We start from the raw sequence: 23,901 nt of genomic DNA, 5'->3' as shown, positions 1-23,901 counted from the left end.
TTTTGCAAAGTTACCAAAAATATCATGAAATGATTTCGCCGTGAGTAATACCATATTCCGTCTCGGAAATCATATAATCGACCACTTTGGTAAGATCACCGGTCTCTCTGAAGATCTGGAGCTGCCTGTCAGCACCGGTTCCATTTTCAAGAATTTTCCAGGCATATTCTACTTCGTTCCGGCATCCCAGATCATCTACAACGTCATCAATGAATTCAAGTAATTCTTTTAATAGATGAGGATAAGGAACAGATTCTTCTTTTCCAAAATCAATCAGATGGGCATCAATTCCACTTTTAGAGGCACGCCACTTATTTTCATTAAGTAATAATCTTCTATAACTTCTGAAACTTAAGTTCTGTTGGTGAAGTTTATAAATTTTTGCAACCAGACTTTGCATGATTGCAGCCAGACAAACGGTTTCATCTATTCTTAAGGGCATATCGCAGATTCTAAACTCAATGGTAGGGTAAAATGGATGTACGCGAAGATCCCACCATATCTTTTTAGCATTGTCTATGGTTCCTGTTTTTACCAAAAGATCGACATAGCTGTCAAATTCAGCCAATGAGTTAAAATAGCTGGGAATTCCTGTTCTTGGAAACTTTACAAAAATCTCCTGTCTATACGATTTAAATCCCGTGTTTCTTCCTATCCAAAATGGAGAATTGGTAGACAAGGCATACACATGGGGAAGAAAATAACGCATTACATTTTGAATTCTTACTCCTTCCTCACGATTAGGGATTCCAATATGAACATGAAGACCGAAAATAAGATTTTCCCGTGCTACATCACCCATATCATCCACAATCTTCACATACCGCTCTCCTTGGTTTATCGGATTGTCGGACCAATGTGAAAAAGGATGCGTTCCTCCTCCCGCTACGCGAAGATTTTGTTCATGTGCAATATTAATCAGGTGTCTTCTCAGATTAGTAAGTTCTGTTCTTGCATCCTGGATATTCTGACAAATGCCTGTTTCCATTTCAATCATGGACTCATGCATTTCGTGTTTTAAATTTTCGCTTAAAACTGCTTTTCCACCTTCAATAATTTTGGAAACGTGAGAGACTAGATCTCTGCTTTCAACATCGATTATTTGATATTCTTCTTCGATTCCTATAGTAAACTGGTGCATCTCCTTTCGTGTTTTTTTATATTCTCTTTCAATGATTTATCGTACTGAATCTTTTACAAAACTTCCCCAGGAAATATTTGGTTTTCCTGGAATATATTCTTTAGCCTTCTCAATTGAAAATTTGGCTGCATGTTCTACAATCCAGGCAAAGTTTTCTTCTCCCACCGAATTTCTGTCTGCATCCGGAGCTGGATTACAGAAATCAATTGCATAAGGGATTCCATCTCTAACGGCAAATTCTACGGTATTAAAATCGTATCCTAATGCCTCGTTCATTGTAATTGTATAGTCATGAATGGTTTTTAACAACTTTTCCAATTCTTCACCATCGGTCTGATGATTGGTTGCATATCTTAAATGAGGTTCATTTCTAGGCTCATATGGCATAATATGAACGTATTTCTTCCCTAAACAATATACCCTGTAGTAATCATCGAAAATAATCTCTTCCTGAACCATCATCACCAGCTGTTCTGTTTCGCTCAGTTTATTCCATAGATCCTCTGGATTTTCTACCCGGTAAACATTTCTCCATCCACCACCGTCATGAGGTTTCATATAAGCTGGGAAACCTACATAATCGAATATGTATTCCCAGTCATGTGGGAATTTTAAATTTCTGAATGAGGTTTCCGAAGTATTGGTTGGCCTTTCATGTGATGGCAGTAACACGGTCTTTGGTAAAGGTATTCCAAGTTTTGACATCAGCGCATTGTTGAAAAATTTTTCATCGGCACTCCACCAGAAAGGGTTATTGATCACATAGGTTCCGTTGAGTGCTGCATTTTTAAGATAGGCTCTGTAAAAAGGGACATCATGAGAAATTCTGTCTATAATAACAGCATAACCATAATCAACACCCTGCTCCAGCTTATCTATATGTACGGGTTCTGCTATAATCTCTCCATTTCCTAGTTCATTTACTTTATCAATAAATGCCCAGGGAAAGGTGTCTTCCATGCCAAATAGGATTCCCACTTTTTTTGCCATAATTGTTGTTTTTAGTGTTTTTATATTAATAAGTGATTATTTACAATAAATTCTCAGGAGAAAAATGAGCTGATAAATGTAGGAAATACCATTCTCCAAAGTACCCAGTCGTGGTTGATCCACTTTCTCTCGTCGTACCAGTAATCTATTCCTTTTGATTCAAGGATCCCGGCCATTTCAATATTTTTATCTTTACAGATATCCTGATCGGAAGTGCTTAGAACAATATGCATATGTTTATATTTCCAGGCTTCATCATTTTTTATAAACTCTCTGGGGCAGTTATAATATACCAGGTCATCTGAATATCCATCCATAAAATTTCGAATGGTAAATGCGCCTGAAAGGCAGAATAAATGTGATATTACATCCGGAAACCGGAATGCAAAATTAGCCGCATGATAGCCTCCAAAACTGGCTCCTGCTATAGCAACCCGATGTAATTTATGCAATTTCTGAATATAGGGAACAAACTCCTGAATAAGGAATTGTACATACCTTTCATAGTTTTTTATTCTTTGTTGGGGAGAAATAGCATCATCATAAAAACTCCAGCTGTCGATTGTCTGAAGGTTATAAAGTTTTACTTTTCCCTGTTCCACAAACCAATTGATACTTCCATTAAGATGAAAATCATGGTTCTGGGTATACAATCCCTGAGAAGTGGGAAACATGATAATAGGGTAGCCGTAATGCCCGGTTACTTCCACCTTAATACTCATTCCTAATATATTTGAGTAATAATCAGTATGTTCAATATGTGGCATTTTCTCTAATTTAAGTTAATATTTGGCATTACAAGAACTTCATAAATTCAATTCATCCAATCCGGTCGTCTTTTATGTGTAAGAATAATAGCGTCTTTAATATTGATTGGCTTTCATACTTTCATAGATTAAGACGTTGATTTGCCTTTTGGAGGTAAAATATTCAATAAACCTGTGTTAATCTTATCTGCAGCAGTATCTAATCTCTTTTGTATGGTATCGGCACTGCTGGATTTATAGACAATCCCAACGTGGTAATCTATCGGGAGGTACTTAACGATTTCTTCACATTCAAATGCACTGTAATCGGGCTGTTGGTCTTTAATTAGCGCAATGATCAATCCGGAATGGTATTCTGTAGGCTTTGCCACGACATAATTTTTTGACCTTAAAAGGGCATCTTCAATTTTTGCCCATTCTCTCCAGATATTGATGCTGCTGGATGCCTCAACCAAATCAGGGATATGGGCTCCGCCCACTCTTGAAGAGGTTTCAAGGAAATACCATTGCCCGTTTTCTTTACTTCTTATAAATTCTGTATGAGTAGCTCCATTCAGCAATCCGAATCTTGAGAGGAGCTTTGCGTTTACCTCATCAAGGGCTTTGTATTCGTCAGATTGTCTGCTTAGGGTTTTTGTTCTGAAAACACCACCCTCATGTGAAACCTGCATAGGTGGGGCAAGATATTGAGAAGCTGAAGTAAATACAACCTGCCCATTAAATGTTAGACTGTCTACATGATATACATCTCCGGGTTTAAAGCTTTCCAATAAAAATAAGTGTCGCTCTTCTCCCAATTGATCCAATGCTTCCCAGAGCTGTTCCCTTGATGTAATTTTTTTTATTCCCGAGGCAGACGCTTCTGATCGGGGTTTTAAAACCCATGGAGCTGGAACATTTTCAATAAATGTATTGATTTCATCATTGTTAAAGACTGCGGTAAATTCAGGAACATTGATCCCCGATTCCTTTGCTTTTTGCCTCATGGCAAGTTTATCTCTAAAATACCGATGGGTGGTTTGCCCCATTCCGGGAATACGAAAAGTCTCCCTGATCAATGCCGCTTTTTCTACATCATAATCGTCAAGTGCAACTACGGCATCAATTTTTCGGGTCTGCATCAGATGTGAGAATCCCTGAACCAGATGTTCCAGATTCCAGACGGAGGGCTTTAACTCAGGCATATAATACACTTCGTCGATCGCATGCCACGGCCAATTCTTTTCTTTGATGTTTTCGGATGTAATCAGGATTATTTTATTACCGAGCATCTTCATTTCGTCCATGAAATCATAGCCCTTGTAATAGCACGAAATACATACTATAGTTTTCTCCTCCATACAGTGTTTTTTAAAATTTGATGAATTATCAAAAATAAAAGCAATTTTTTATTGACTAATTAATATTAAAAATTAGTCATTGCTGAGATTTTGGAAATCTTAAATCAATTATACAGAGAAATTTTGTAATAAACTAATTTTTAATGATAATTTTCGATTAAATCGGCCAGTAATTGTACTCCAAAGCCTGTTGCTGCTTTTTCCTTCGCATATCCTACATTTCCGAAGGCAACACCTGCTATATCCAAGTGAGCCCATTTCGGATGGTTCTCTATGAACTGTTCCAGGAACTTAGCTGCAACAATGCAATCTCCAATAGGTTTCATAGAAATGTTTTTGAGATCTGCCACATCTGACCGGATGTCATCCTGCCAAATATCCCATAAAGGCAGATTCCATAACCTTTGATTAGTTTTATCACCCGTCATTAACAAGAGATTCTTTAAGTCTTCATCATTAGAAAATAAAGCACCGCAGGTATCTCCAAACATTCTTACTGAACTTCCCGTTAAGGTAGCGAGATCGATCAGAAGGTCTGTTTTATAGTTTTTAGCAAGATAAGAGAGGGAATCGGCTAAGATCATTCTTCCTTCCGCGTCAGTATTTAAAACTTCTATCGTTTTTCCGTTATAAGCTGTAATGACATCACTAGGGAGAAAAGCATTTTCAGAAATGGCATTATCGGTGATGGGTAAGATGACAACAAGATTCACTGGAAGCTGCATTTCCGATGCATAGATCAAAGCTCCTATTACAGCAGTTGCACCTCCCATATCAGACTTCATATAATGCATATTCTGATGATCTTTTAATGATATACCTCCTGTGTCAAAAACCACACATTTTCCTATCAGACCAATAGTTTTGGCATTTTTAGCTGTTGTTTTATATTCTAAAATTGTGAAAGCAGCATCATAAGCGCTCCCCTGGTTAACGGATAGGTAGGCTCCAAGTCCCAGTTCTTCGCACTTTTTCCTGTTGAATGCGGTATATTTTAGTTGGTATTTCTTTGCCAGATTTTTAAGGTACAGACTTAAAACATCAGGTTTTTTAAGATTGGCTGGTTTATTTAGCCACTCCTGGCAAGCTGTCTGTCCATTAACGAGTGCTGCTGCCTTTTGACTGATAATATCAAGCTTTTTCTGGTTTAAATTTTCAAAATGAATTTCAAATGCAGGATTCCAAAACGGATGGTTTTTGTCAAAAGGATAATGGTATGTTCCGATCAGGAGGCCTTTTACAAACTCTTCAAATTGTTGTTGATTGATAAAGTCGCCTATGACCAAAGACTGTACAGTTTTAATACTATTCTTATAAGTTTGGGCAAACTTTATAGCGACCTGCTGGATCTCAAAATTTTTAAGGGAAGATTTTCCAAGACCAATGAAATAAGTAACGTTTTCCTCTGTAGTATTTATGAAAACTTCATACTTCTTTCCTGTGAAAAAAATTGAAATGTTTTTATTGAAGTTTTTATTTGTTTTTGTCCATTCCTCCTCTGTAAATAATTGGAATGTCTGGGTATAGTTTTTATTTTTTTTGTTGATTAATTTCATACTTCTTATTGTTTGATACTTTTTTGTTGAGGAGTAACTTCTACTGGGTTTTCTATATTGTCATAGAATAACCATTCTATAGCTCTTGGAAATTCCTGAGACCAATAGAATTCACTATGGGTCCCTTCTGGGTTAATATTGGTTTTAAATTCAAAATCAAAAAGATTCTTCTGTTCCCATTTTCTTAGATATTCTTCAAAAATATGAATCCTCTTTACCATTTTGGATCCCTCCTGTCCACCTCCATATAAATAGATTTTTGTTTTAAAAGGCACCCTGAAATTCATTAAGGGGAAATTATTATTGGGTTCTACCCATAGCGACGGGGAGAAGATCAGTAATTTTGAATAGACTTCAGGATAGAGAAACCCACTGTATATACTGATCAGAGCTCCTAAAGAGCTCCCTCCAATCCCGGTATTTTCTCGGTCCTTTTTTGTACGGTAATTTTCATCAACGAAAGGTTTCAGAGTGTCTGTGATAAAACGGATGTATTTTTTGCCTTCTGAACCGTGGGCAACATTATCATTATCGAAAATGTATTCTTTTATTCTTTCCTGACTTCCATGTTCAATGGCGATTACGATTACATCACCACGACCGTACTCGGCAAGGATAGATAGCTTTTTATCTATTTCCCAATTGCCATATTCACTCCCTTCATTGAACAGGTTTTGAGCGTCCTGAAGATACAGGACAGGATAACTTTTGTTTGAAATATAATAATCGTAAGGAAGGAGTGCCCATACTTTACGGTATCGGTCAAGCTGCGGGATGTAAAATTCTTCAGATATAATTTCTACGATCGGGAAAAACTCATCTTTAAAAGGACCCCAGTTAAGCCTCCATTTTTTTACTGTGTCAGAAGTTGCGCCCGCTGATTTTTCTATTTTTCTGTTGGGAGTTATGTTTCCATATTGATCAAGTTCTACGTTTTCCCAGCCTCCTTTGGTAAATTTATACTCTATAGCGGGAGGTAAGATCTCGTCAGGGATATCAATTTCGTAATTGCTGGCGTCTATTGGATTAAGCTTGTAATTACTGTCTTTAGGGTTCCAATTATTAAAGTTTCCTGTTATATAGACAGTTCTGTCATCACTTTCGTCAGTGTAAAGCTTAAACTTCATCATGCGTTTTTAAAAAAAATTACGGTTAAATTTATAAAAAAACTTTCGATATATACACGTTGAAATTTTAGATGAAAAACAAATCCGGAGACTTTTAAATTTTATATATTTGATAGGACGGTGGGTGAAAGAACTTTTATAACAATTATTTGAACTATAATTAATTGTTTCTATCTGTATTTTTCGTAGTTTCAAAGAAAATAAAATTAAACACTAATGAACTCTGTTAAAACCTATACTCTTTTTACGGATCATGATGTTTATCTTTTCAAAGAGGGTAAGCATTATAAGCTCTACGATAAGTTTGGGGCACATTCAGTAGAAAAAGATGGGGTTCAGGGAGTTTATTTTTCTGTTTGGGCGCCCAATGCAAAAAAAGTTTCTGTGATCGGGAATTTTAATAACTGGAATCATAAGGAACATATTTTGTATCCCCGTTGGGATGGATCTGGAGTTTGGGAAGGATTTATTGCCGGGCTTACCTGGGGAACTTTATATAAATATGCCATAGAAACTGCTTATGGAGATCTTTTGGAAAAAAGCGATCCTTATGCATTAAGTTGGGAGCAAAATATACAGGCCGCCTCGTTAATCTCTACCACATGGTATGAATGGCAGGATAAAGAATGGATGGATAACCGGTGGAAAGTAAATCGCCTGGAAGCGCCGGTTTCTGTTTATGAAATGCATCTCGGATCATGGGTAAGAGAAGAAGCTACTCCAGATCAATTTTTAAATTACCGGGATATCGCAAAAAAACTAGTGCCTTATATTAAAGAGATGGGTTTTACCCATGTTGAATTTATGCCGGTTATGGAATTTCCATATGATCCTAGTTGGGGATATCAGATTACAGGTTTTTATGCTGCAACTTCCCGGTTTGGATCTCCTCAGGATTTAATGTTCCTTATTGATGAACTTCATAAGAATGGCATTGGTGTTATTTTAGATTGGGTTCCTTCTCATTTTCCAGGCGATGCTAATGGTTTACATCGTTTTGATGGGTCTTTTTTATATGAACATGAAGATCCCAGAAAAGGATTTCACCCTGATTGGAAGTCTTATATTTTTAATTATGGGAGAAATGAAGTGAAATCATTTTTGATATCAAATGCGATGTTTTGGTTGGAAAGATACCATGTAGATGGACTGCGTGTGGATGCAGTAACCTCTATGCTTCACCTCGATTACTCACGTAACGAAGGTGAATGGGAACCTAATGAATATGGCGGAAATGTGAATCTTGAAGCGAAACAGTTTCTACAGGAATTTAATACGGCTGTATATAAAGAATTTGGTGATACGATCATTACTATTGCTGAGGAAAGTTCAGATTTTCCCTTGCTTACAAAACCAGTACATGATGGAGGAGTGGGATTTGGAATGAAGTGGATGATGGGATGGATGCATGATACCCTGGATTACTTTAAACTGGATCCGATTCACCGGAAAAATAATCATCACAAACTGACTTTTGCTTCCATGTACATGTATAATGAAAATTATATGATGCCCCTTTCTCATGATGAGGTTGTACACGGAAAAGCAAGTCTGATTTATAAAATGCCTGGTGACGAGTGGCAAAAATTTGCCAATCTTCGAACACTGTATGTATATATGTATACTCATCCGGGAGCTAAACTTCTTTTTATGGGTGATGAGTTTGGGCAAACCAGTGAATGGAATTTTAAGAAAAGTCTGGATTGGCACTTATTACAATATCCCGTGCATAAAGGTTTGCAAACTTTAATAAAAGACCTGAATCATATTTATAGATATGAATCTGCTTTTTATGAAAACCAATTTAATCCCAAAGGTTTTGAATGGGTGGAAGCAGATGATCAGGATAATTCTGTTTATGTGTATATAAGAAAAGGAAAAAGGAGAGATGATGTCTTTATGGTGGTTCTTAATCTTACACCCCGGGTTTTAGAATATAAAATAGGAGTCAATGAAGCAACTCATTGGGAGGTTATTTTTAATTCTGATGATAAAAGATATAGTGGAGGAGGAATAGATCCCGAAATTATAAAAGAGGAACCTAAAGAATGGATGAACAGACCCAGATCAATTACTTTAAAATTACCTCCATTGTCGGGATTGATTTTAAAACAGAAAAAAGATAAAAAGTATAAATTACATAGAATTAAATTACATAAAAAGTAAAATGATTGTATATCATCTCAGCACGGAATGTTATCCGATAGCAAAAGTGGGCGGTTTAGCAGATGTTGTAGGAGCTTTACCTAAATATCAGAATAAAATAAAAGGTGTAAATGCAAAGGTTGTAATGCCCTGGTACAATAAAGCATTTGTACATGATCATGAATTTGATGTTGTTTTTGATGGTTTTATTCATCAGGGAGGTACAATGCTTCAGGTAGTGGTAATGAAAGAGAAAACCGATGTTCTGGGGTTTGAATTGTATATGGTGAAAATACCGGGACTTCTGGACCGGGATAACCCTTACGGATATCAGGATGAAAGTTTTCAGTTTTTAGCATTTCAACATGGTGTTTTACATTGGTTAAGCGCAATGGAAATTCGTCCCGACATTCTACATTGTCATGATTATCATACAGGATTAGTTCCTTTTATGATTGAAAACTGTCCGGAATTTAAATTCTTGAAAGGGGTAAAAACAATTGGAACAATTCACAATGGTGAGTATCAGGGAATAATGAATTGGAGTATGGCACATTATATGCCTACGTTTGATAACTATAAATGGGGACTTTTGGATTGGAATGGATTCATTAATCCTTTAGCCTGTATGATCAAATGTTCAAGTGCGTTTACTACTGTTTCGGAAGGATATCTGGAAGAACTATTCATAAGCTTCCGTGGACTTGAAAGTCTGGTCCGTGAAGAGTTCGGAAAAGCATATGGGATCATCAACGGCATTGATACGGAGGTTTGGAATCCAGAGACAGACCCTATGTTAGATTATAATTTTAGCATTAAAAATGCAGTTGAACAGAAAAAAAAGAGCAAAGACAAACTCTGCAAAGAATACGGGTTAAAGCCTGAACTTCCTTTATTTGCCTTTATCGGAAGGTTTGCAACCGAAAAAGGCGCAGATCTGTTGCCTGATGTTGTTTGGAGAAGTATAAGACAAAGTTATGGCGGTTTGAATATGATCATTCTGGGTTCCGGAAATAAGTATATAGAAAATAAATTAAAGGAATATGAACATCAGTATAGTAATTTCGCTTTAGATCTTGGATATAAAGAGTATCTGTCCCATAAAATATATGCGTCTGCAGATTTCTTATTAATGCCTTCAAGAGTGGAGCCTTGTGGATTGAATCAAATGTACTCAATGAGGTATGGGACTGTTCCAATTGTAAGGTATACTGGTGGATTAAAAGATACGGTAGAAGATATCTCAACGGGGGGTGCAGGATTGAATTTTGCTTATCCCGGAGTTGATGATGTTATACATGCTATGAATAGAGGAATTGCTATTTATAATCAAAAAGGCGCAATGGACAGTCTTATCGCGTCAAACATGCAGTTTGATTTTTCATGGGAGAAATCAGCGGAGAAATATATAGCATTATATAACAAGTAGGATATTAAAAGAGTGCTTTTATATAGTATAAATGGGTATAAAGAATAGAAATAAATCTAATTAAATAAACGCAAGATATTTATGAATCGTAATGTTATTTCCATTGTTTTGGGAGGAGGTAGAGGGACGAGACTTTTTCCATTAACCTATTCAAGGTCAAAACCAGCCGTTCCAATTGCCGGAAAATACAGACTGGTAGATATTCCTATTTCCAATTGTTTAAATTCGGGATTGAATAAGATTTTGGTTTTAACGCAGTTTAATTCCGCTTCTTTGAATTCTCATATTAAAAATTCTTTTCATTTTGATATCTTCAGCAAAGGTTTTGTGGATATTTTGGCTGCTGAACAAAATGTGGAAAATGAGAGCTGGTATCAGGGAACCGCAGATGCTGTTCGCCAGTCGATGAAGCATCTTGAAAAATATGATTACGACTATATTTTAATTCTTTCAGGAGATCAGTTATACCAGATGGATTTCCGGGAAATGCTTGATTTCCACATCGAAAAGGGTGGGGATGTTACGATTGCGACAATTCCGGTGAATGCTAAGGATGCAACAGGTTTTGGAATTTTAAAATCAGATGAAGAGGGGAATATTACTTCTTTTACGGAGAAGCCCGGAATGGATATTCTAGGAGACTGGAAATCTGAAGTTTCAGAAAATAACAAACACGAAGGAAAAGAGTATTTAGCATCCATGGGAATCTATATATTTACCAAGAGTATTCTTAAAAAGATGTTTGATGAAGGTGCAGGAGATGATTTTGGGAAAGATATTATTCCTAATTCAATAGGGAAATACACAACACTGAGTTATCAGTATGAAGGGTACTGGACAGATATAGGGACGATTGAATCGTTTTATGAGGCAAACCTTGATCTATGTCAGGATTTCCCGCAATTCAATTTGTTTTCATCGTCGCCTATTTATACAAGAGCGAGAATGCTTCCCCCATCTAAAATCAATGGGTCTTATGTGAGCAAAGCTGTTTTTGGGGACGGTTGTATTATCATGGCTGATAAAATTGAAAATTCGGTAATCGGAAACAGAACAAGAATTGATAAAGGAAGTACTATTGTAAATTCTTATGTAATGGGTTCAGATTTCTATCAGAATACTACAGAGATTGTAATGAATGACAGGAAGGGGCAGCCTAATATGGGAATTGGTAAGTACTGCTATATTGAAAAAGCAATTTTAGATAAAAACTGCTACATTGGGGATAATGTCAGAATTATCGGAGGTAAGCATCTGCAGGATGGAGACTTTGAAACCCATTCCATTCAGGATGGAATTGTAGTAGTGAAAAAGGGAGCGGTTTTATCCCCCGGGACTCATATTGGATAATTATTAAAAACATACAACTAGAGTGATCAACATATTGGTCACTTTTTTTATTTGTATTACTTTTGTACGATGCGTTTTTTTAAAATAATAAGTGTAATTGTTGTTCTGCTGGTAGGTGCTTATGCACTTTCCATGTACTATTTTGTGGAGGATAGTAAAAACTTTAAAATTGAAAAAGAAATAGACTATCCTGTAGATAAAGTGTTCCATCAATTCAATAATTTACAGAATTTTACGCGCTGGAATAATTTCTTTACCAATTCCCAGTCTATTGATATCGATTATTATACTCCTTATGAAGGAATGGGAAGCGCAATCAGCTATGTTGATCCTAAAAACGATAGAGATGGAGAAATGTTTATTCGATATGAAAATCCTAATCAAACCTTAAGGTATCAGCTTTTTGAAGATCAAAATGAAAATCCAACACTTGTAGATGTTAAGTTTAAGCCTTTATCAGCTGAAAAGACGAAAATCACCTGGTTTGTACATACTCCCAAGTTATCTGTTTTAAGGAGAGTTGAAAACTTCTGGACAGAAGACAGGTTTGCTGAGAATATTGATAAAAGTATGATCAATCTGAAAAATGTATTAGGAAACAAAGTGGAGAAGGATAATCAGATGGCCGCTATAAAATATGACAGCCTAATGGTTGAAAATGAAGAAGAAAAGCTTCTGTTGGGAATTAATGTAAGTACTTCCAATAAGAAAGATGCATTGTATAAAAATATTGTTATGAATTATAATAAAGTTTATAATTACATAAGCATGGATTTGGGCAAAAAAGAGGATGAATTTGGCTTTCCGATCCTTATTACCGATGCTGATAATTACAAAGATAAAGAGGTTTCCTATTTTATGGGAATTCCTTTGTCTAAAAAGATTGGAATTACGGATAATAATTTTAGTTTCAGATCTGTAAGTCCTACTCAGAATTATGTGATGTATTACAAAGGAACTTATGCCGGAAGAGTAAAGGTCATCCAACAATTAATTCAAAAAGCAAAGAAAGATGAAATGCGTTTTGGTGACATTCGTCAGGTTTTTATAGAACGCCCTATGGAGGATCAGGATGTGAATATGAAGCTTTCATTATCAGTGTACAAGTAAATTTACAGAATTTATTTCTTTTATAGTTTTTTTAATATTTTAGGGCTGTCCCAAGTCGGTTTTTTTTATTAAATTTGAGGATTAATTATACAAACAAATTTTAATAATAGATAAACTGTAATAATGGACAGATTTTCATTCCTAAACGCAGCTCATTCTCAGTTAATTGAGGATTTATACCAACAATACTTAAAATTCCCGGATTCTTTAGAACCATCATGGAAAGCCTTCTTTCAAGGTTTCGATTTTGCCTTGGAAAACTACGGTGATGAAGATAACATCCAATACATTCAAGTTCCAGCTAATGCTGCCCCTGCAGTACAGCAAATATCTCAGGCGGTATCAAACGGAGAGGTTCCTGAGCACATCAAGAAAGAATTTAAGGTTGTAAACCTTATTGAGGCTTACAGAACAAGAGGGCATTTGTTTACAAAAACAAACCCGGTAAGAGAAAGAAGACATTATATGCCTACTTTGGACATCGAAAATTTCGGTCTGAGCAAGGAGGATTTAAATACGAAATTTAACTGTGCTGTTGAAACAGGAATGAAAGAACCTGCAACGCTACAGGATATTATCACTCATTTGGAGCACATCTATTGTGATTCAATCGGTGTTGAATATACTTACATCAACAATGTTGAAGAGAAAGATTTTATCAAAAAATGGTTACAGGTAAACGAAAACCATCCAAGTCTTTCAGCTAATGAAAAAACTGAGATTTTATTAAAGTTGAATCAGGCTGTAGCTTTTGAAAACTATCTTCATACCAAATTTGTTGGTCAGAAAAGATTCTCTCTGGAAGGAGGGGAAACATTAATTCCTGCTTTAGACCAGCTAATTTCAAGATCTTCCCAACTTGGAGTTGATGAGGTTGTTTTAGGGATGGCTCACAGAGGAAGATTAAATGTATTATCTAATATTTTTGGAAAATCTTACAAGCAGATTTTCTCTGAATTCGAAGGGAAAGAATTTGAAGAAGATGTTTTCTCTGGTGACGTTAAATATCACTTAGGATCTTCTAAAAGAATCAAAACAGCTTCTGGAGAAGAAGTTTCTATTAACCTAACTCCAAACCCATCACACTTAGAAACAGTAGCTGCCTTAGTAGAAGGGATCTGCCGTGCTAAAGTAGATGACACCTATAAAGGAGATTATTCTAAAATCTTACCCATTATTATCCATGGAGATGGAGCTATTGCAGGACAAGGAATTGTGTATGAAGTAGCACAAATGATGACTTTGGAAGGATATAGAACAGGAGGTACGGTACATATTGTTGTTAATAACCAGGTTTCATTTACGACTAATTATGCGGATGCAAGATCATCTACATACTGTACAGACATCGCAAAAGTTACTGAATCTCCGGTAATGCACGTGAATGCAGATGATGCTGAAGCAGTAGTACACGCTATTCACTTTGCTGCCGATTTCAGAGCTAAGTTTGGAAAAGATGTTTATATCGACTTATTAGGATATAGAAAATATGGTCATAACGAAGGGGATGAGCCAAGATTTACACAGCCTAATTTATATAAGCTGATTTCTAAGCATCCAAATCCAAGAGAAATCTATAAAGATAAATTGATTCAGGACAGTATCGTTTCTAATGATATTCTGAAGAAAATGGAAACTGATTTCAAAGCTCTTTTAGATAAAGACTTTGATGCTTCCAAAGAAATAGAGAAAAATGTAATGGATGTGTTTATGTCTGAGGACTGGACTAATTATCCAATTGCAGCAAGAGGTGCTATGCAGTCTTCAGTTGATACTAAATATGATTTGTCTAAGTTGAAAGAATTGGCTATTAAAATGTCAACACTTCCTGCGGATAAGAAATTCATTAATAAGATTACAAGACTTTTCGAAAACCGTGTAAAAGCAATCGAAGGAAACTCTTTAGATTGGGCTTTAGGAGAATGGTTAGCGTATGCTACATTGCTTACTGAAGGTCATAACATCAGAATCTCCGGAGAAGATGTAGAAAGAGGTACTTTCTCTCACAGACACGCGGTAGTAAAAACTGAAGATACTGAAGAAGAATATATCCCATTAAGACATGTTTCTGAAAATAGATTTGATGTTTATAATTCTCATCTTTCAGAATATGGTGTTTTAGGTTTTGATTATGGTTATGCCATGGTTTCTCCAAACACACTAACGATTTGGGAAGCACAGTTTGGGGATTTCGTAAACGGAGCTCAGATTATTGTTGACCAATATTTGGCTGCTGCTGAAGAAAAATGGAAAATTCAAAATGGTTTAGTAATGTTATTGCCTCACGGTTCTGAAGGACAAGGAGCTGAACACTCTTCTGCAAGATTGGAGAGATTCCTTACTCTTTGTGCCAACGAAAACATGGTAGTGGCTAATATTACATCACCAGCTAACTATTTCCACTTACTAAGAAGACAGTTGAAATGGACTTACAGAAAGCCATTGATCGTAATGAGTCCTAAATCATTGTTGAGACATCCTAAAGTGGTTTCTCCATTAGAAGATTTTGCAACCGGAGCTTTCCAGCCTATTTTGGATGATCCTACTGCAGATCCTAAAAAAGTAGAAAAAGTGGTTCTTTGTTCAGGTAAATTCTATTTCGAATTACTGGCTAAGAAAGAAGAACTTAATGCTGAAAATATTGCATTAGTAAGATTTGAGCAATTATATCCGCTACAAGCTGATGCTATTGAACAAATTTTCAATAAGTATGAAAACAGAAAAGAATTAATTTGGGCTCAGGAAGAACCTGAAAATATGGGGGCTTGGTCTTACATCTTAAGAAATTTCAGAGATACAGGAATTCAGGTAATCGCTGCTGTACCTAGCGCTGCTCCGGCTCCGGGAAGTCACAAAATGTTTGAAAAAAATCAAAATGCGGTAATCAACAAGGTTTTTAATACCAATGATGCTCCGACAAAAAGACCTGTAACGGTTTAATCAATTAATAATAATCAATTAAAAAATAAAAAATACGATATGTCAGTTTTAGAAATGAAAGTTCCTTCACCGGGCGAATCAATAACAGAAGTTGAAATCGCGACTTGGCTTGTGAAAGATGGTGATTATGTAGAAAAAGATCAACCAATCGCTGAGGTAGACTCAGATAAAGCAACTCTAGAACTTCCTGCTGAGCAAAGTGGTGTTATTACTTTAAAAGCAGAAGAAGGTGAAGTTGTACAAGTAGGTCAGGTAGTTTGTTTAATTGATATGGATGCAGCTAAACCGGAAGGTGCTGCGGCTCCTGCTGCTGAAGCTCCGAAAAAAGAGGAAGCTCCTAAAGCTGCGCCTGCACCAGTTCAAGAAGCTCCGAAACCAGCTGCGCAACCTGCAGCGGCTACTCAAACGTATGCAACGGGAACTCCGTCTCCTGCTGCTAAAAAGATTCTTGATGAAAAAGGAATGGATGCCGGACAGGTTTCAGGATCTGGTAGAGATGGAAGAGTTACTAAAACTGATGCTGAATTAGCTGCTGTTCCTGCAATGGGAAGCGTATCTTCTACAAATGGATCAAGATCTACTACCACTACTAAGCTTTCAGTTTTAAGAAGAAAAATTGCTTCAAGATTGGTTTCTGTAAAGAATGAAACAGCAATGTTAACTACGTTCAACGAAGTTGATATGTCTGAAATCTTCAGAATCAGAAAGCAATATAAAGATGAGTTTGCTCAAAAACACGGAGTTGGACTTGGTTTCATGTCTTTCTTTACTAAAGCAGTTACAAGAGCATTACAAATGTATCCTGATGTAAATGCATCTATCGATGGAGATTTCAAAATAAACTATGATTTCTGTGACATTTCAATTGCCGTTTCTGGACCTAAAGGATTAATGGTTCCTGTATTGAGAAATGCTGAAGATATGACTTTCAGAAGTATTGAAGCTAACATCAAGGATTTGGCTACTAAAGTAAGAGATGGTAAAATCAGTGTTGATGAAATGACTGGTGGTACATTTACAATTACTAACGGTGGTACTTTCGGATCTATGATGTCTACTCCGATCATTAACCCTCCTCAATCTGCAATCCTTGGAATGCATAATATCATCCAAAGACCAGTAGCAGTTGACGGACAAGTTGTAATTCGTCCAATGATGTATGTAGCGATGTCTTATGACCACAGAATTATCGACGGTAAAGAATCTGTAGGATTCCTTGTTGCTGTAAAAGAAGGTATCGACAATCCTGTTGAAATATTAATGGGAGGTAACGAAAGAAAAGCTTTAGAATTATAAATTTCAAGGAAATTATAATATAAATTACAATCTCGCTTTAAAAAGGCGAGATTTTTGTATTTATTTAAACAAATATTAAGTGATGTTCTCAAAAATAACTTCCAATATCAAAGTTTCAGTTGTTCCTGAATATGATGTTAAAAATAGTTACCCTTCTGAAAACCGGTATGTATTTAAGTATAATATCACCATAGAAAATGATGGCGGTTTTCCTATCAAGATTTTGAAAAGAAAATGGTTGATCTTCGACGTTGGTTTTGGATATACAGAAATCATAGGAGATGGTGTCATCGGATTAACGCCTGAGATCTCAACAGGTGAAAATTTCGGATATTTCTCTAATGTAATGCTGCGTTCAGGTGTAGGGAATATGAGTGGAAAATACCTTGTTAAAAACATGGAAACTCAGGAAAGTTTTGAAATAGACATTCCAAAATTTAATTTGTTGTCAGAAGTTTTAAGCAACTAAATTATAATTGCTTAATTTTAGCTTTCAGGTAGTCATGAATTTCATCATTGCTGCTTAGAAATAGCTTTTCAAAAGCTAACAACGAAATTTTAGCGCAGGCTTCTGCATCGTCTCCAGCTCTATGATGATTAAAGTTGATCTGATGATACTCTGACAGGTGTTTTAATCCATACTTCGGGAGATAATTCCAGGATTTCTTTGCCAATTGAATACTGCATAGGTAATTTAGTTTTGGAGCAAATATATCATAGTGCTTTAAACATCCTCTCAATACTCCAGCATCAAAACTTGCATTGTGTGCAATCATTAATGTTCCATACATCATTTCTTCCACTTCGTGCCAGATCTCATCAAAGGTAGGGGAGTCCTTTACATCTTCAGGCTCTATGCCATGAACAGCTACATTAAACCTGCTAAAATAAGGAAAGCTTGGAGGCTTAATAAGCCAGGTTTTAGTCTCTACAATCCGGGAGTCCTGAACAATACAAATCCCAAGTTCACAAGCCGAACTTCTATCATTGGTGGCAGTTTCGAAATCTATTGCACAAAAATCCATTTTTAAGAATTATAAGTTGTGAATTATAAGTTATGAGTTATGAGTTAATTGGTATTTTAAAGTAAGGTATGAATTATTTTAATAATATAGTAAACATAAGCGATCCTTAAAATTTATAATTTTAGCTATGAAGTCCTATTTATTCCCTAAAAAGTGCTTAAATATAAGCCATTTGCTTTGGTAGAAATTTATTTTTTGGTGCTTTTGTCTGCGTTTCCATGTTTCAGGAAGTTGCGCATAAAAGCCAAAGTGTGCCCTTACAACCGCCCATAAATGAGGAAACCCATTTTTTAAACCAAAGTAGATTCCGGCAATACCATCTAGACAGAGTCTGAAAAAAATAAGTCCGATCAAATTGGGAAAAGGTAAATTTTTAAGCATCATAGAAAGGTTATTTCTGATATTTAAATACGTTTTTTGAGCACTTTGTTTATTTAAAGTACCACCCCCAACATGATAAACTGTTGATTTTCCTGTGTAATATATTTTCTTTCCGGTATTAATTAATCTCCAGCAAAGGTCTATTTCTTCCTGATGGGCAAAGAATCTTTCATCAAATCCTTTCTGTTCCCAGAAATTTTTTGAACGGATAAAAAAGCAACACCCTGAAGCCCAGAAAATTTCTGTCTCATCATCATATTGACCTTTATCTTCTTCTACATCATCAAAAATACGTCCTCTGCAGTAAGGATATCCAAGATTGTCAATTAAACCGCCTCCCGCACCCGCAAATTCAAAATACTTCTTATTGTTATAAGACAGGATTTTAGGTTGAATAGCTGCAATGTCTGGGTTTCTTTCAAAGAGGCCGAGAACAGGATTGATCCAGTTTTCTGTTACTTCTACATCTGAGTTTAATAAACAGTAATATTCACTTTGAATATGCTTCAGGCCTTCATTATATCCACCTGCAAAACCATAATTTTTATTATTTCTAACGATTGTAACTGTGGGAAAAGAAGTCGTTATATAGTCTATTGAATCATCGGTAGAAAGATTGTCAATGACATAAATATCTGCATCGGAAGAAAATTGGACAACACTGGGTAGAAATTTTTCAAGCCAGTTTTTACCATTCCAGTTTAAGATGACAACCGCTAATTTTTTTGACATTCAATCTATATTTTTTCTGAATCAAAATTTTTAATAGAATCCTGATATTTCCATTTTCTATGGGACCAAAGATAATTATCGGGACGTTTATGTAATGTGTTCTCCAATAGTTTATGAAACTTTTTTACCACTTCATGTTCAACAAATTTTTCTCCGTCAGGATAAATTCTATGATAATTAACTTGATAAAAGCCTCGTTTAACTTTTTTCATTTCACAGTAGATGAATGCCAGGTCCATCCTTGTAGCAAGCCTATCATAGCCTACAAAAACTGGTGTACGTTGATTAAGAAAGTTCAATCCGTAGGTCACATGAGCAAAGTGAGGGGTCTGATCTGCCACAAACATATAGGCTGAGCTTCCATCATTTTTAGATCTGAAAATATTGAGGATAACTTCATTGGCTTCCAGAGCTTCATTACCAAACTTATTCCGAACCTTTTTCATCTGATTCTCCCAAAAATCACTATTGACTTTTCTGTAAACAGGATGGCAGTGATCTTGTGGGATAATTTTTGCAAGTGCATTGATCCATTCCCAGTTGAATACATGGCCAGCCAGAAGAATGATGTTTTTTCCTTCCGCTTTGGCTTCGTGAAATACTTCCTGATTAATATGCTGCATTCTTACTCTTGATTCCGTTTCTGAAATACTAAAGGATTTTACAGTCTCAACAAGATAATCTGAGAAGTTGAGATAGAATTTTTTTCGTATTTCAGCGATTTCTTTTTCCGACTTTTCAGGAAATGAATTGGTCAAGTTCTGGGTAATTACTTTTTTTCTATAACCCACAATGTTATAGTTTAAAAAGAATATAATATCCGAAAAAATATATAATACTTTTAACGGGAGCTTAGAAATCAGGTATAATATCTTGATCAGGAAATTCATAAAACAGGCAAATTTAGTGATAATAAAAATATGGTTGTATTTTTGCTTGCAATAAGTATTAATTTTTTACTTTTATATTATGAAAAAATTGTCAATAACAGCTTTCCTGATTGTAAGTACTTTTGTTTTTTCTCAGGAAACAAAAATAAAACCTGAAAGTTCGAGAGATAAAGCGTTGTTGGTAAAGACTGACCATGCAGAACTTGATGCTAAGAAAAAAGCAGCTGAAGAAAAGGCTAAATTACCAAAGCCTTATAATCCAAAAGCAGATGCTCAAAAAGATATAGACCAACTGATTGCCCAGGCAAAAAAAGAAAATAAAAATATTATGATACAGGCCGGTGGAAACTGGTGTATCTGGTGTTTGCGTTTTAATCAGTTTGTACAAACGACACCTGAATTAAAGAATATCGTAGATAAAAATTATTTGTATTATCATCTCAATTTCTCTCCAGATAATAAGAACGAAAAAGTTTTTGCTCAATATGGTAATCCGGGAGATAAATTTGGATATCCCGTATTTATTGTTTTAGATAAAAATGGTAAAATGATCCATGTCCAAAAAAGTGATGTTTTGGAACAAGATAAGGGATATAGTCTTGAAAAAGTGAAGACCTTTTTCAATGAATGGACTCCTAAATCATAAAAGAAAAAACCGAGAGCTATTCTCGGTTTTTTTATAGAAGTTTCTTAATCCAGTTCAGTTTTTTTTCAGAATAAGGAGGATATTTAATATCGGGTTCGCCCCAGGTTACTTTTTCAAGGACAGATTTCAGATGGGAAAAAGTCTCAAATCCGTACCGGCCATGATAATTACCCATACCAGAGTTTCCAACACCACCAAAAGGTAGGTTGTCGTTGCTTAAATGCATGATTACATCATTTATACAACCGCCTCCAAAAGAGATCTTTTGTTTGAATATTTCTTTTTCTTCGGAATTATTACTGAACAGATAAGCAGCAAGTGGCTTTTCCAGCTCACTGATGACATTCATGGTTTGATTAAAGCTACTAAAAGAAATGACCGGTAGAATAGGTCCAAAGATTTCTTCCTGCATAACATCATCCTGCCAGTTTACATTCGTTAAGATTGTGGGTTCTATGTAAAGCTTATCTTCATTGTAATTGCCCCCGAAGTAAATGTTATCTTTATTGATAAGTTGTACAAGACGTTGAAAATTCTTTTTGTTTATAATCCTTGTGTATTGTTGGGAATCCGGTTCATATTTAAACTCCTTAATATATTTTCTTAGCATTTCCAGGAATTGTTCCTGAACTGATTCTTCTACTAAAAGATAATCCGGTGCTACGCAGGTTTGTCCGGCATTTAAAAATTTTCCCCAGATGATTCTTTTAGCTGAAACTTCAAGATTGGCCTCTTTAGTGACAATTACGGGTGACTTTCCTCCTAGTTCTAATGTCACTGGAGTTAAATTTTCTGCAGCAGCTTTGTAAATGATTTTACCAACCTTAGTGCTCCCGGTAAAAAATATTTTGTCAAATTTCAATTTTAGAAGATCGGTTGTTTCCTCAATTCCTCCTTCATACACGTAAATATATTCGGGAGGGAAATTTTCATTGATGATCTGTGACATCGCTCTCATCGTGTTTTCAGCAATTTCACTTGGCTTAAGAATACTGCAGTTGCCTGCTGCTAAAGCAGCAATGAGGGGAGAAAGAGATAACTGATAAGGATAGTTCCATGCTCCAATGACAAGGACACAGCCTAAGGGCTCTGGATAAATAAGACTTCTTCCAATTTGATTAGCAAGATTGGTAGATACTTTTTTAGGCTTTGAAAGACTTTTCAGATTCTTTATATAATACTCTATATCCTTTAAAACAAAAGAAATTTCTGTAGTAAAAGTATCGAACCTTGATTTGCCAAAATCCTGCTCAATTGCTTTGTATAAGAGCTCTTCATTTTTAGTAATCAGCTCTTTCAGCTTTTCAAGATACATTTTTCTAAACTTTATATTTTTAGTTTTTTGGGTTTTGAAAAATGCTTTCTGATTTGACACTATTTCCTGGATATCCATGCCTTCAAATTTGAGAAAGCAATGCAAATTTTTTGCCTAAAAATTTCACATGATATTTCTGATCGCAATTTTAGCAGGATGATATAATAAAAGGAGCAAAGCAGTAATAAATGCGAGCCAGAACAGCCCTGTGAATATTTCCATATTTGAAAGTAAAATAGCCTGTGAGGTAATTTTCGCTTTAAAAGCACTGGCTGTTAATGATAATGATTCATTAACAGGTAGTTTAGACATATTAGCTCCAAAGATCTGATTCCACTGGGAATAGAAAATGGGATTGGTATCAGTCATATTGTAGCTTAGCGTATCAGAATGTTTTAACGTTAAAAAAAGCATTAAATTCTGCATTAAGGCGTATCCAATTGCTGTTGTCCAGAATCGGGTGGTTGTTCCCATTGCGGTACCATTAGCCACGTAGTCTTCAGGCAGCCCTGCGATTAAAAAGAACACAAGTGGTGTAAATAATAATCCTTGTGCTATCCCCTGCAGAAATAGTGGCGGGCAGACCGTAGATAGGGTAGTATCCGGATAAAAGGTATAGGTAAACCAGGCGCAATCGATCGCAAGTAATAGAAATCCGGTAAAAAATACAATTCTTGAAGAGACACCTTTCATTAAACAGATTCCTGATAACAATACCCCAATAAGTGTACCGGCAACATTCCAGTACTGAACATCTACAATGTAGTCCCACGGCCATTTCCATACAGTAGCCATAATGCTGTAAACATTGTTTAACGCTGAACGGATGAGATAAAAAATAAAAAACAGGATCATTCCTGCAATTATATTTTTAGAATGAAAAACTTCAAAATGGAAAATGGGTCGCTTGGAGTTTTTTTGTTTTAAAATAAATAATCCTCCGGATATTAAAAATGTAAATAAGCATAAAATAATAGTCTGGGATTCAAACCACATAAGTCGTTTTCCGTAAATAATAGCATAAGCTCCTGACTGTAAGCAGGTCCATAATAAAAACCAACTGGTGATATCAAGCTGATATAACGGCTTTTTAGGAAAAAATCTGTTTTTATTGAATAAGGCAATTCCAATAATTAAGACAAAAATATGAAAGTATACAATCATTAAGATCATATGCTGGAAATCATAATCCTGAATGCTTGATTTCAGCAATGAGGTAGTTACTGTTCCTCCGGTCAGCATGATGGTGTACATGAAAAGGTAGGCAATCACTTTGGCATGTACCGTTTTTAATTCTGAAATGATAAGTGGTAAAAAAATGGCACCTTCCAGTAACCCGAATATCCCTTCCAGAAACCGGATAACAAGCACGATATGATAGTCATTGGTGACGGATAAGATATAGAGGATAATAACAGAAATGGATGACATCAGTAAAATATAATATTTAACACTGAAATAGGCCATAAATCTCTGTAAAACTAAAAGGGTTACCACAAATGTCCCATACATCAAAATCAATAAGTATTGGATGTCATCCGGATCTACATCCATAAAAGAAGCGGTAAAAGCGCTATTGGAATGGAGAATAGACAGTAACATCAGGTGGGGGAAAAGTGCCAGAATAAGAAGAGGCAGCTTAAGCCATTGTGGTACCCATTTATAATAAACTGAATTATGTTGCATATTTTGAAATTAAGGAGTAGGTATTAGGTTGTAGG

Annotated in this window: 19 protein-coding genes; 8 read left to right on the top strand and 11 right to left on the bottom strand. The window is 35.6% G+C overall.

What is annotated here, in order from left to right:
• Window positions 1-22: 22 nt before the first annotated feature.
• From CEY12_RS05180 to CEY12_RS05155, 6 genes are all read right to left on the bottom strand, one after another.
• The gene (locus CEY12_RS05180) at window positions 23-1,141 is read right to left on the bottom strand and encodes a carboxylate-amine ligase (protein ID WP_089026679.1); all 1,119 of its coding nucleotides are present in this window, start codon (window positions 1,139-1,141) and stop codon (window positions 23-25) included.
• Window positions 1,142-1,177: 36 nt separating this feature from the next.
• Window positions 1,178-2,131, bottom strand: coding sequence for a RimK family alpha-L-glutamate ligase (locus tag CEY12_RS05175; RefSeq protein ID WP_089026678.1), 954 nt, complete (start codon window positions 2,129-2,131; stop codon window positions 1,178-1,180).
• Window positions 2,132-2,184: 53 nt separating this feature from the next.
• Window positions 2,185-2,898: an alpha/beta hydrolase-fold protein gene (locus CEY12_RS05170; protein WP_089026677.1), complete on the bottom strand. Its 714-nt coding sequence runs from the start codon at window positions 2,896-2,898 to the stop codon at window positions 2,185-2,187.
• 128 nt (window positions 2,899-3,026) lie between these two features.
• The gene (locus CEY12_RS05165) at window positions 3,027-4,238 is read right to left on the bottom strand and encodes an acetyl-CoA carboxylase biotin carboxylase subunit family protein (RefSeq protein WP_089026676.1); all 1,212 of its coding nucleotides are present in this window, start codon (window positions 4,236-4,238) and stop codon (window positions 3,027-3,029) included.
• Between the two features lie 140 nt (window positions 4,239-4,378).
• Window positions 4,379-5,794: a M17 family metallopeptidase gene (locus CEY12_RS05160; protein WP_089026675.1), complete on the bottom strand. Its 1,416-nt coding sequence runs from the start codon at window positions 5,792-5,794 to the stop codon at window positions 4,379-4,381.
• A gap of 5 nt (window positions 5,795-5,799) precedes the next feature.
• Complete coding sequence (locus CEY12_RS05155; protein ID WP_410493888.1) at window positions 5,800-6,924, bottom strand: alpha/beta hydrolase-fold protein; 1,125 nt, start codon at window positions 6,922-6,924, stop codon at window positions 5,800-5,802.
• Between the two features lie 213 nt (window positions 6,925-7,137).
• On the opposite strand from CEY12_RS05155, the gene glgB reads away from it, so the two are divergent.
• The 7 genes from glgB (at window position 7,138) to apaG (ending at window position 17,660) form a co-directional block, all read left to right on the top strand.
• Entirely contained in the window at window positions 7,138-9,087 is a 1,950-nt protein-coding gene (glgB, locus tag CEY12_RS05150) for a 1,4-alpha-glucan branching protein GlgB (RefSeq protein WP_089026673.1), read from the top strand.
• A gap of 1 nt (window position 9,088) precedes the next feature.
• Window positions 9,089-10,495 (top strand): glycogen synthase, encoded by a 1,407-nt coding sequence (locus CEY12_RS05145; protein ID WP_089026672.1) that lies wholly within the window; start codon window positions 9,089-9,091, stop codon window positions 10,493-10,495.
• 81 nt (window positions 10,496-10,576) lie between these two features.
• The gene (locus CEY12_RS05140) at window positions 10,577-11,845 is read left to right on the top strand and encodes a glucose-1-phosphate adenylyltransferase (RefSeq protein ID WP_089026671.1); all 1,269 of its coding nucleotides are present in this window, start codon (window positions 10,577-10,579) and stop codon (window positions 11,843-11,845) included.
• Between the two features lie 69 nt (window positions 11,846-11,914).
• On the top strand, window positions 11,915-12,955 hold the full coding sequence (locus tag CEY12_RS05135; protein ID WP_089026670.1) for an SRPBCC domain-containing protein: 1,041 nt from the start codon (window positions 11,915-11,917) through the stop codon (window positions 12,953-12,955).
• 123 nt (window positions 12,956-13,078) lie between these two features.
• Window positions 13,079-15,895 carry a 2-oxoglutarate dehydrogenase E1 component gene (locus CEY12_RS05130; RefSeq protein ID WP_089026669.1) on the top strand — a complete coding sequence of 939 codons (2,817 nt, stop codon included), beginning with the start codon at window positions 13,079-13,081 and terminating at the stop codon, window positions 15,893-15,895.
• Window positions 15,896-15,934: 39 nt separating this feature from the next.
• The gene (gene odhB, locus CEY12_RS05125; protein WP_089026668.1) at window positions 15,935-17,191 is read left to right on the top strand and encodes a 2-oxoglutarate dehydrogenase complex dihydrolipoyllysine-residue succinyltransferase; all 1,257 of its coding nucleotides are present in this window, start codon (window positions 15,935-15,937) and stop codon (window positions 17,189-17,191) included.
• An 82-nt stretch (window positions 17,192-17,273) separates the two neighbouring features.
• Window positions 17,274-17,660 carry a Co2+/Mg2+ efflux protein ApaG gene (gene apaG / locus CEY12_RS05120; RefSeq protein ID WP_228409796.1) on the top strand — a complete coding sequence of 129 codons (387 nt, stop codon included), beginning with the start codon at window positions 17,274-17,276 and terminating at the stop codon, window positions 17,658-17,660.
• Between the two features lies 1 nt (window position 17,661).
• On the opposite strand, the gene CEY12_RS05115 is transcribed toward apaG, so the two are convergent.
• From CEY12_RS05115 to CEY12_RS05105, 3 genes are all read right to left on the bottom strand, one after another.
• A complete protein-coding gene (locus CEY12_RS05115) occupies window positions 17,662-18,216 on the bottom strand; it encodes a 3'-5' exonuclease (RefSeq protein ID WP_089026666.1) in 555 nt (184 codons plus the stop codon).
• Between the two features lie 135 nt (window positions 18,217-18,351).
• On the bottom strand, window positions 18,352-19,329 hold the full coding sequence (locus CEY12_RS05110; protein ID WP_089026665.1) for a glycosyltransferase family 2 protein: 978 nt from the start codon (window positions 19,327-19,329) through the stop codon (window positions 18,352-18,354).
• Window positions 19,330-19,334: 5 nt separating this feature from the next.
• On the bottom strand, window positions 19,335-20,219 hold the full coding sequence (locus CEY12_RS05105; RefSeq protein WP_089026664.1) for a lysophospholipid acyltransferase family protein: 885 nt from the start codon (window positions 20,217-20,219) through the stop codon (window positions 19,335-19,337).
• 79 nt (window positions 20,220-20,298) lie between these two features.
• Here CEY12_RS05105 and CEY12_RS05100 point away from each other — a divergent pair, with 79 nt between their 5' ends.
• The gene (locus CEY12_RS05100; RefSeq protein ID WP_089026663.1) at window positions 20,299-20,865 is read left to right on the top strand and encodes a thioredoxin family protein; all 567 of its coding nucleotides are present in this window, start codon (window positions 20,299-20,301) and stop codon (window positions 20,863-20,865) included.
• A gap of 31 nt (window positions 20,866-20,896) precedes the next feature.
• Here CEY12_RS05100 and CEY12_RS05095 read toward each other — a convergent pair whose 3' ends face one another.
• Window positions 20,897-22,258, bottom strand: coding sequence for an aldehyde dehydrogenase (locus CEY12_RS05095; protein WP_089026662.1), 1,362 nt, complete (start codon window positions 22,256-22,258; stop codon window positions 20,897-20,899).
• Window positions 22,259-22,303: 45 nt separating this feature from the next.
• Entirely contained in the window at window positions 22,304-23,866 is a 1,563-nt protein-coding gene (locus CEY12_RS05090; RefSeq protein ID WP_089026661.1) for a hypothetical protein, read from the bottom strand.
• Window positions 23,867-23,901: the final 35 nt, after the last annotated feature.

It is taken from the genome of Chryseobacterium sp. T16E-39, assembly GCF_002216065.1.
GTDB lineage: Bacteria > Bacteroidota > Bacteroidia > Flavobacteriales > Weeksellaceae > Chryseobacterium.
The sequence above is the reverse complement of the archived record's forward strand: the minus strand, read 5'-3'. Positions and strand labels throughout refer to the sequence as shown.

Bases quoted from the DNA above. Each gene is read 5' to 3' on its own strand.
- odhB (WP_089026668.1), top strand. From the start codon at position 15,935: ATGTCAGTTTTAGAAATGAAAGTTCCTTCACCGGGCGAATCAATAACA.
- glgB (WP_089026673.1), top strand. From the start codon at position 7,138: ATGAACTCTGTTAAAACCTATACTCTTTTTACGGATCATGATGTTTAT.
- apaG (WP_228409796.1), top strand. From the start codon at position 17,274: ATGTTCTCAAAAATAACTTCCAATATCAAAGTTTCAGTTGTTCCTGAA.
- CEY12_RS05145 (WP_089026672.1), top strand. From the start codon at position 9,089: ATGATTGTATATCATCTCAGCACGGAATGTTATCCGATAGCAAAAGTG.
- CEY12_RS05090 (WP_089026661.1), bottom strand. From the start codon at position 23,866: ATGCAACATAATTCAGTTTATTATAAATGGGTACCACAATGGCTTAAG.
- CEY12_RS05135 (WP_089026670.1), top strand. From the start codon at position 11,915: ATGCGTTTTTTTAAAATAATAAGTGTAATTGTTGTTCTGCTGGTAGGT.
- CEY12_RS05160 (WP_089026675.1), bottom strand. From the start codon at position 5,794: ATGAAATTAATCAACAAAAAAAATAAAAACTATACCCAGACATTCCAA.
- CEY12_RS05100 (WP_089026663.1), top strand. From the start codon at position 20,299: ATGAAAAAATTGTCAATAACAGCTTTCCTGATTGTAAGTACTTTTGTT.
- CEY12_RS05115 (WP_089026666.1), bottom strand. From the start codon at position 18,216: ATGGATTTTTGTGCAATAGATTTCGAAACTGCCACCAATGATAGAAGT.
- CEY12_RS05140 (WP_089026671.1), top strand. From the start codon at position 10,577: ATGAATCGTAATGTTATTTCCATTGTTTTGGGAGGAGGTAGAGGGACG.
- CEY12_RS05105 (WP_089026664.1), bottom strand. From the start codon at position 20,219: ATGAATTTCCTGATCAAGATATTATACCTGATTTCTAAGCTCCCGTTA.
- CEY12_RS05165 (WP_089026676.1), bottom strand. From the start codon at position 4,238: ATGGAGGAGAAAACTATAGTATGTATTTCGTGCTATTACAAGGGCTAT.
- CEY12_RS05130 (WP_089026669.1), top strand. From the start codon at position 13,079: ATGGACAGATTTTCATTCCTAAACGCAGCTCATTCTCAGTTAATTGAG.
- CEY12_RS05110 (WP_089026665.1), bottom strand. From the start codon at position 19,329: ATGTCAAAAAAATTAGCGGTTGTCATCTTAAACTGGAATGGTAAAAAC.
- CEY12_RS05095 (WP_089026662.1), bottom strand. From the start codon at position 22,258: ATGGATATCCAGGAAATAGTGTCAAATCAGAAAGCATTTTTCAAAACC.
- CEY12_RS05175 (WP_089026678.1), bottom strand. From the start codon at position 2,131: ATGGCAAAAAAAGTGGGAATCCTATTTGGCATGGAAGACACCTTTCCC.
- CEY12_RS05180 (WP_089026679.1), bottom strand. From the start codon at position 1,141: ATGCACCAGTTTACTATAGGAATCGAAGAAGAATATCAAATAATCGAT.
- CEY12_RS05155 (WP_410493888.1), bottom strand. From the start codon at position 6,924: ATGATGAAGTTTAAGCTTTACACTGACGAAAGTGATGACAGAACTGTC.
- CEY12_RS05170 (WP_089026677.1), bottom strand. From the start codon at position 2,898: ATGCCACATATTGAACATACTGATTATTACTCAAATATATTAGGAATG.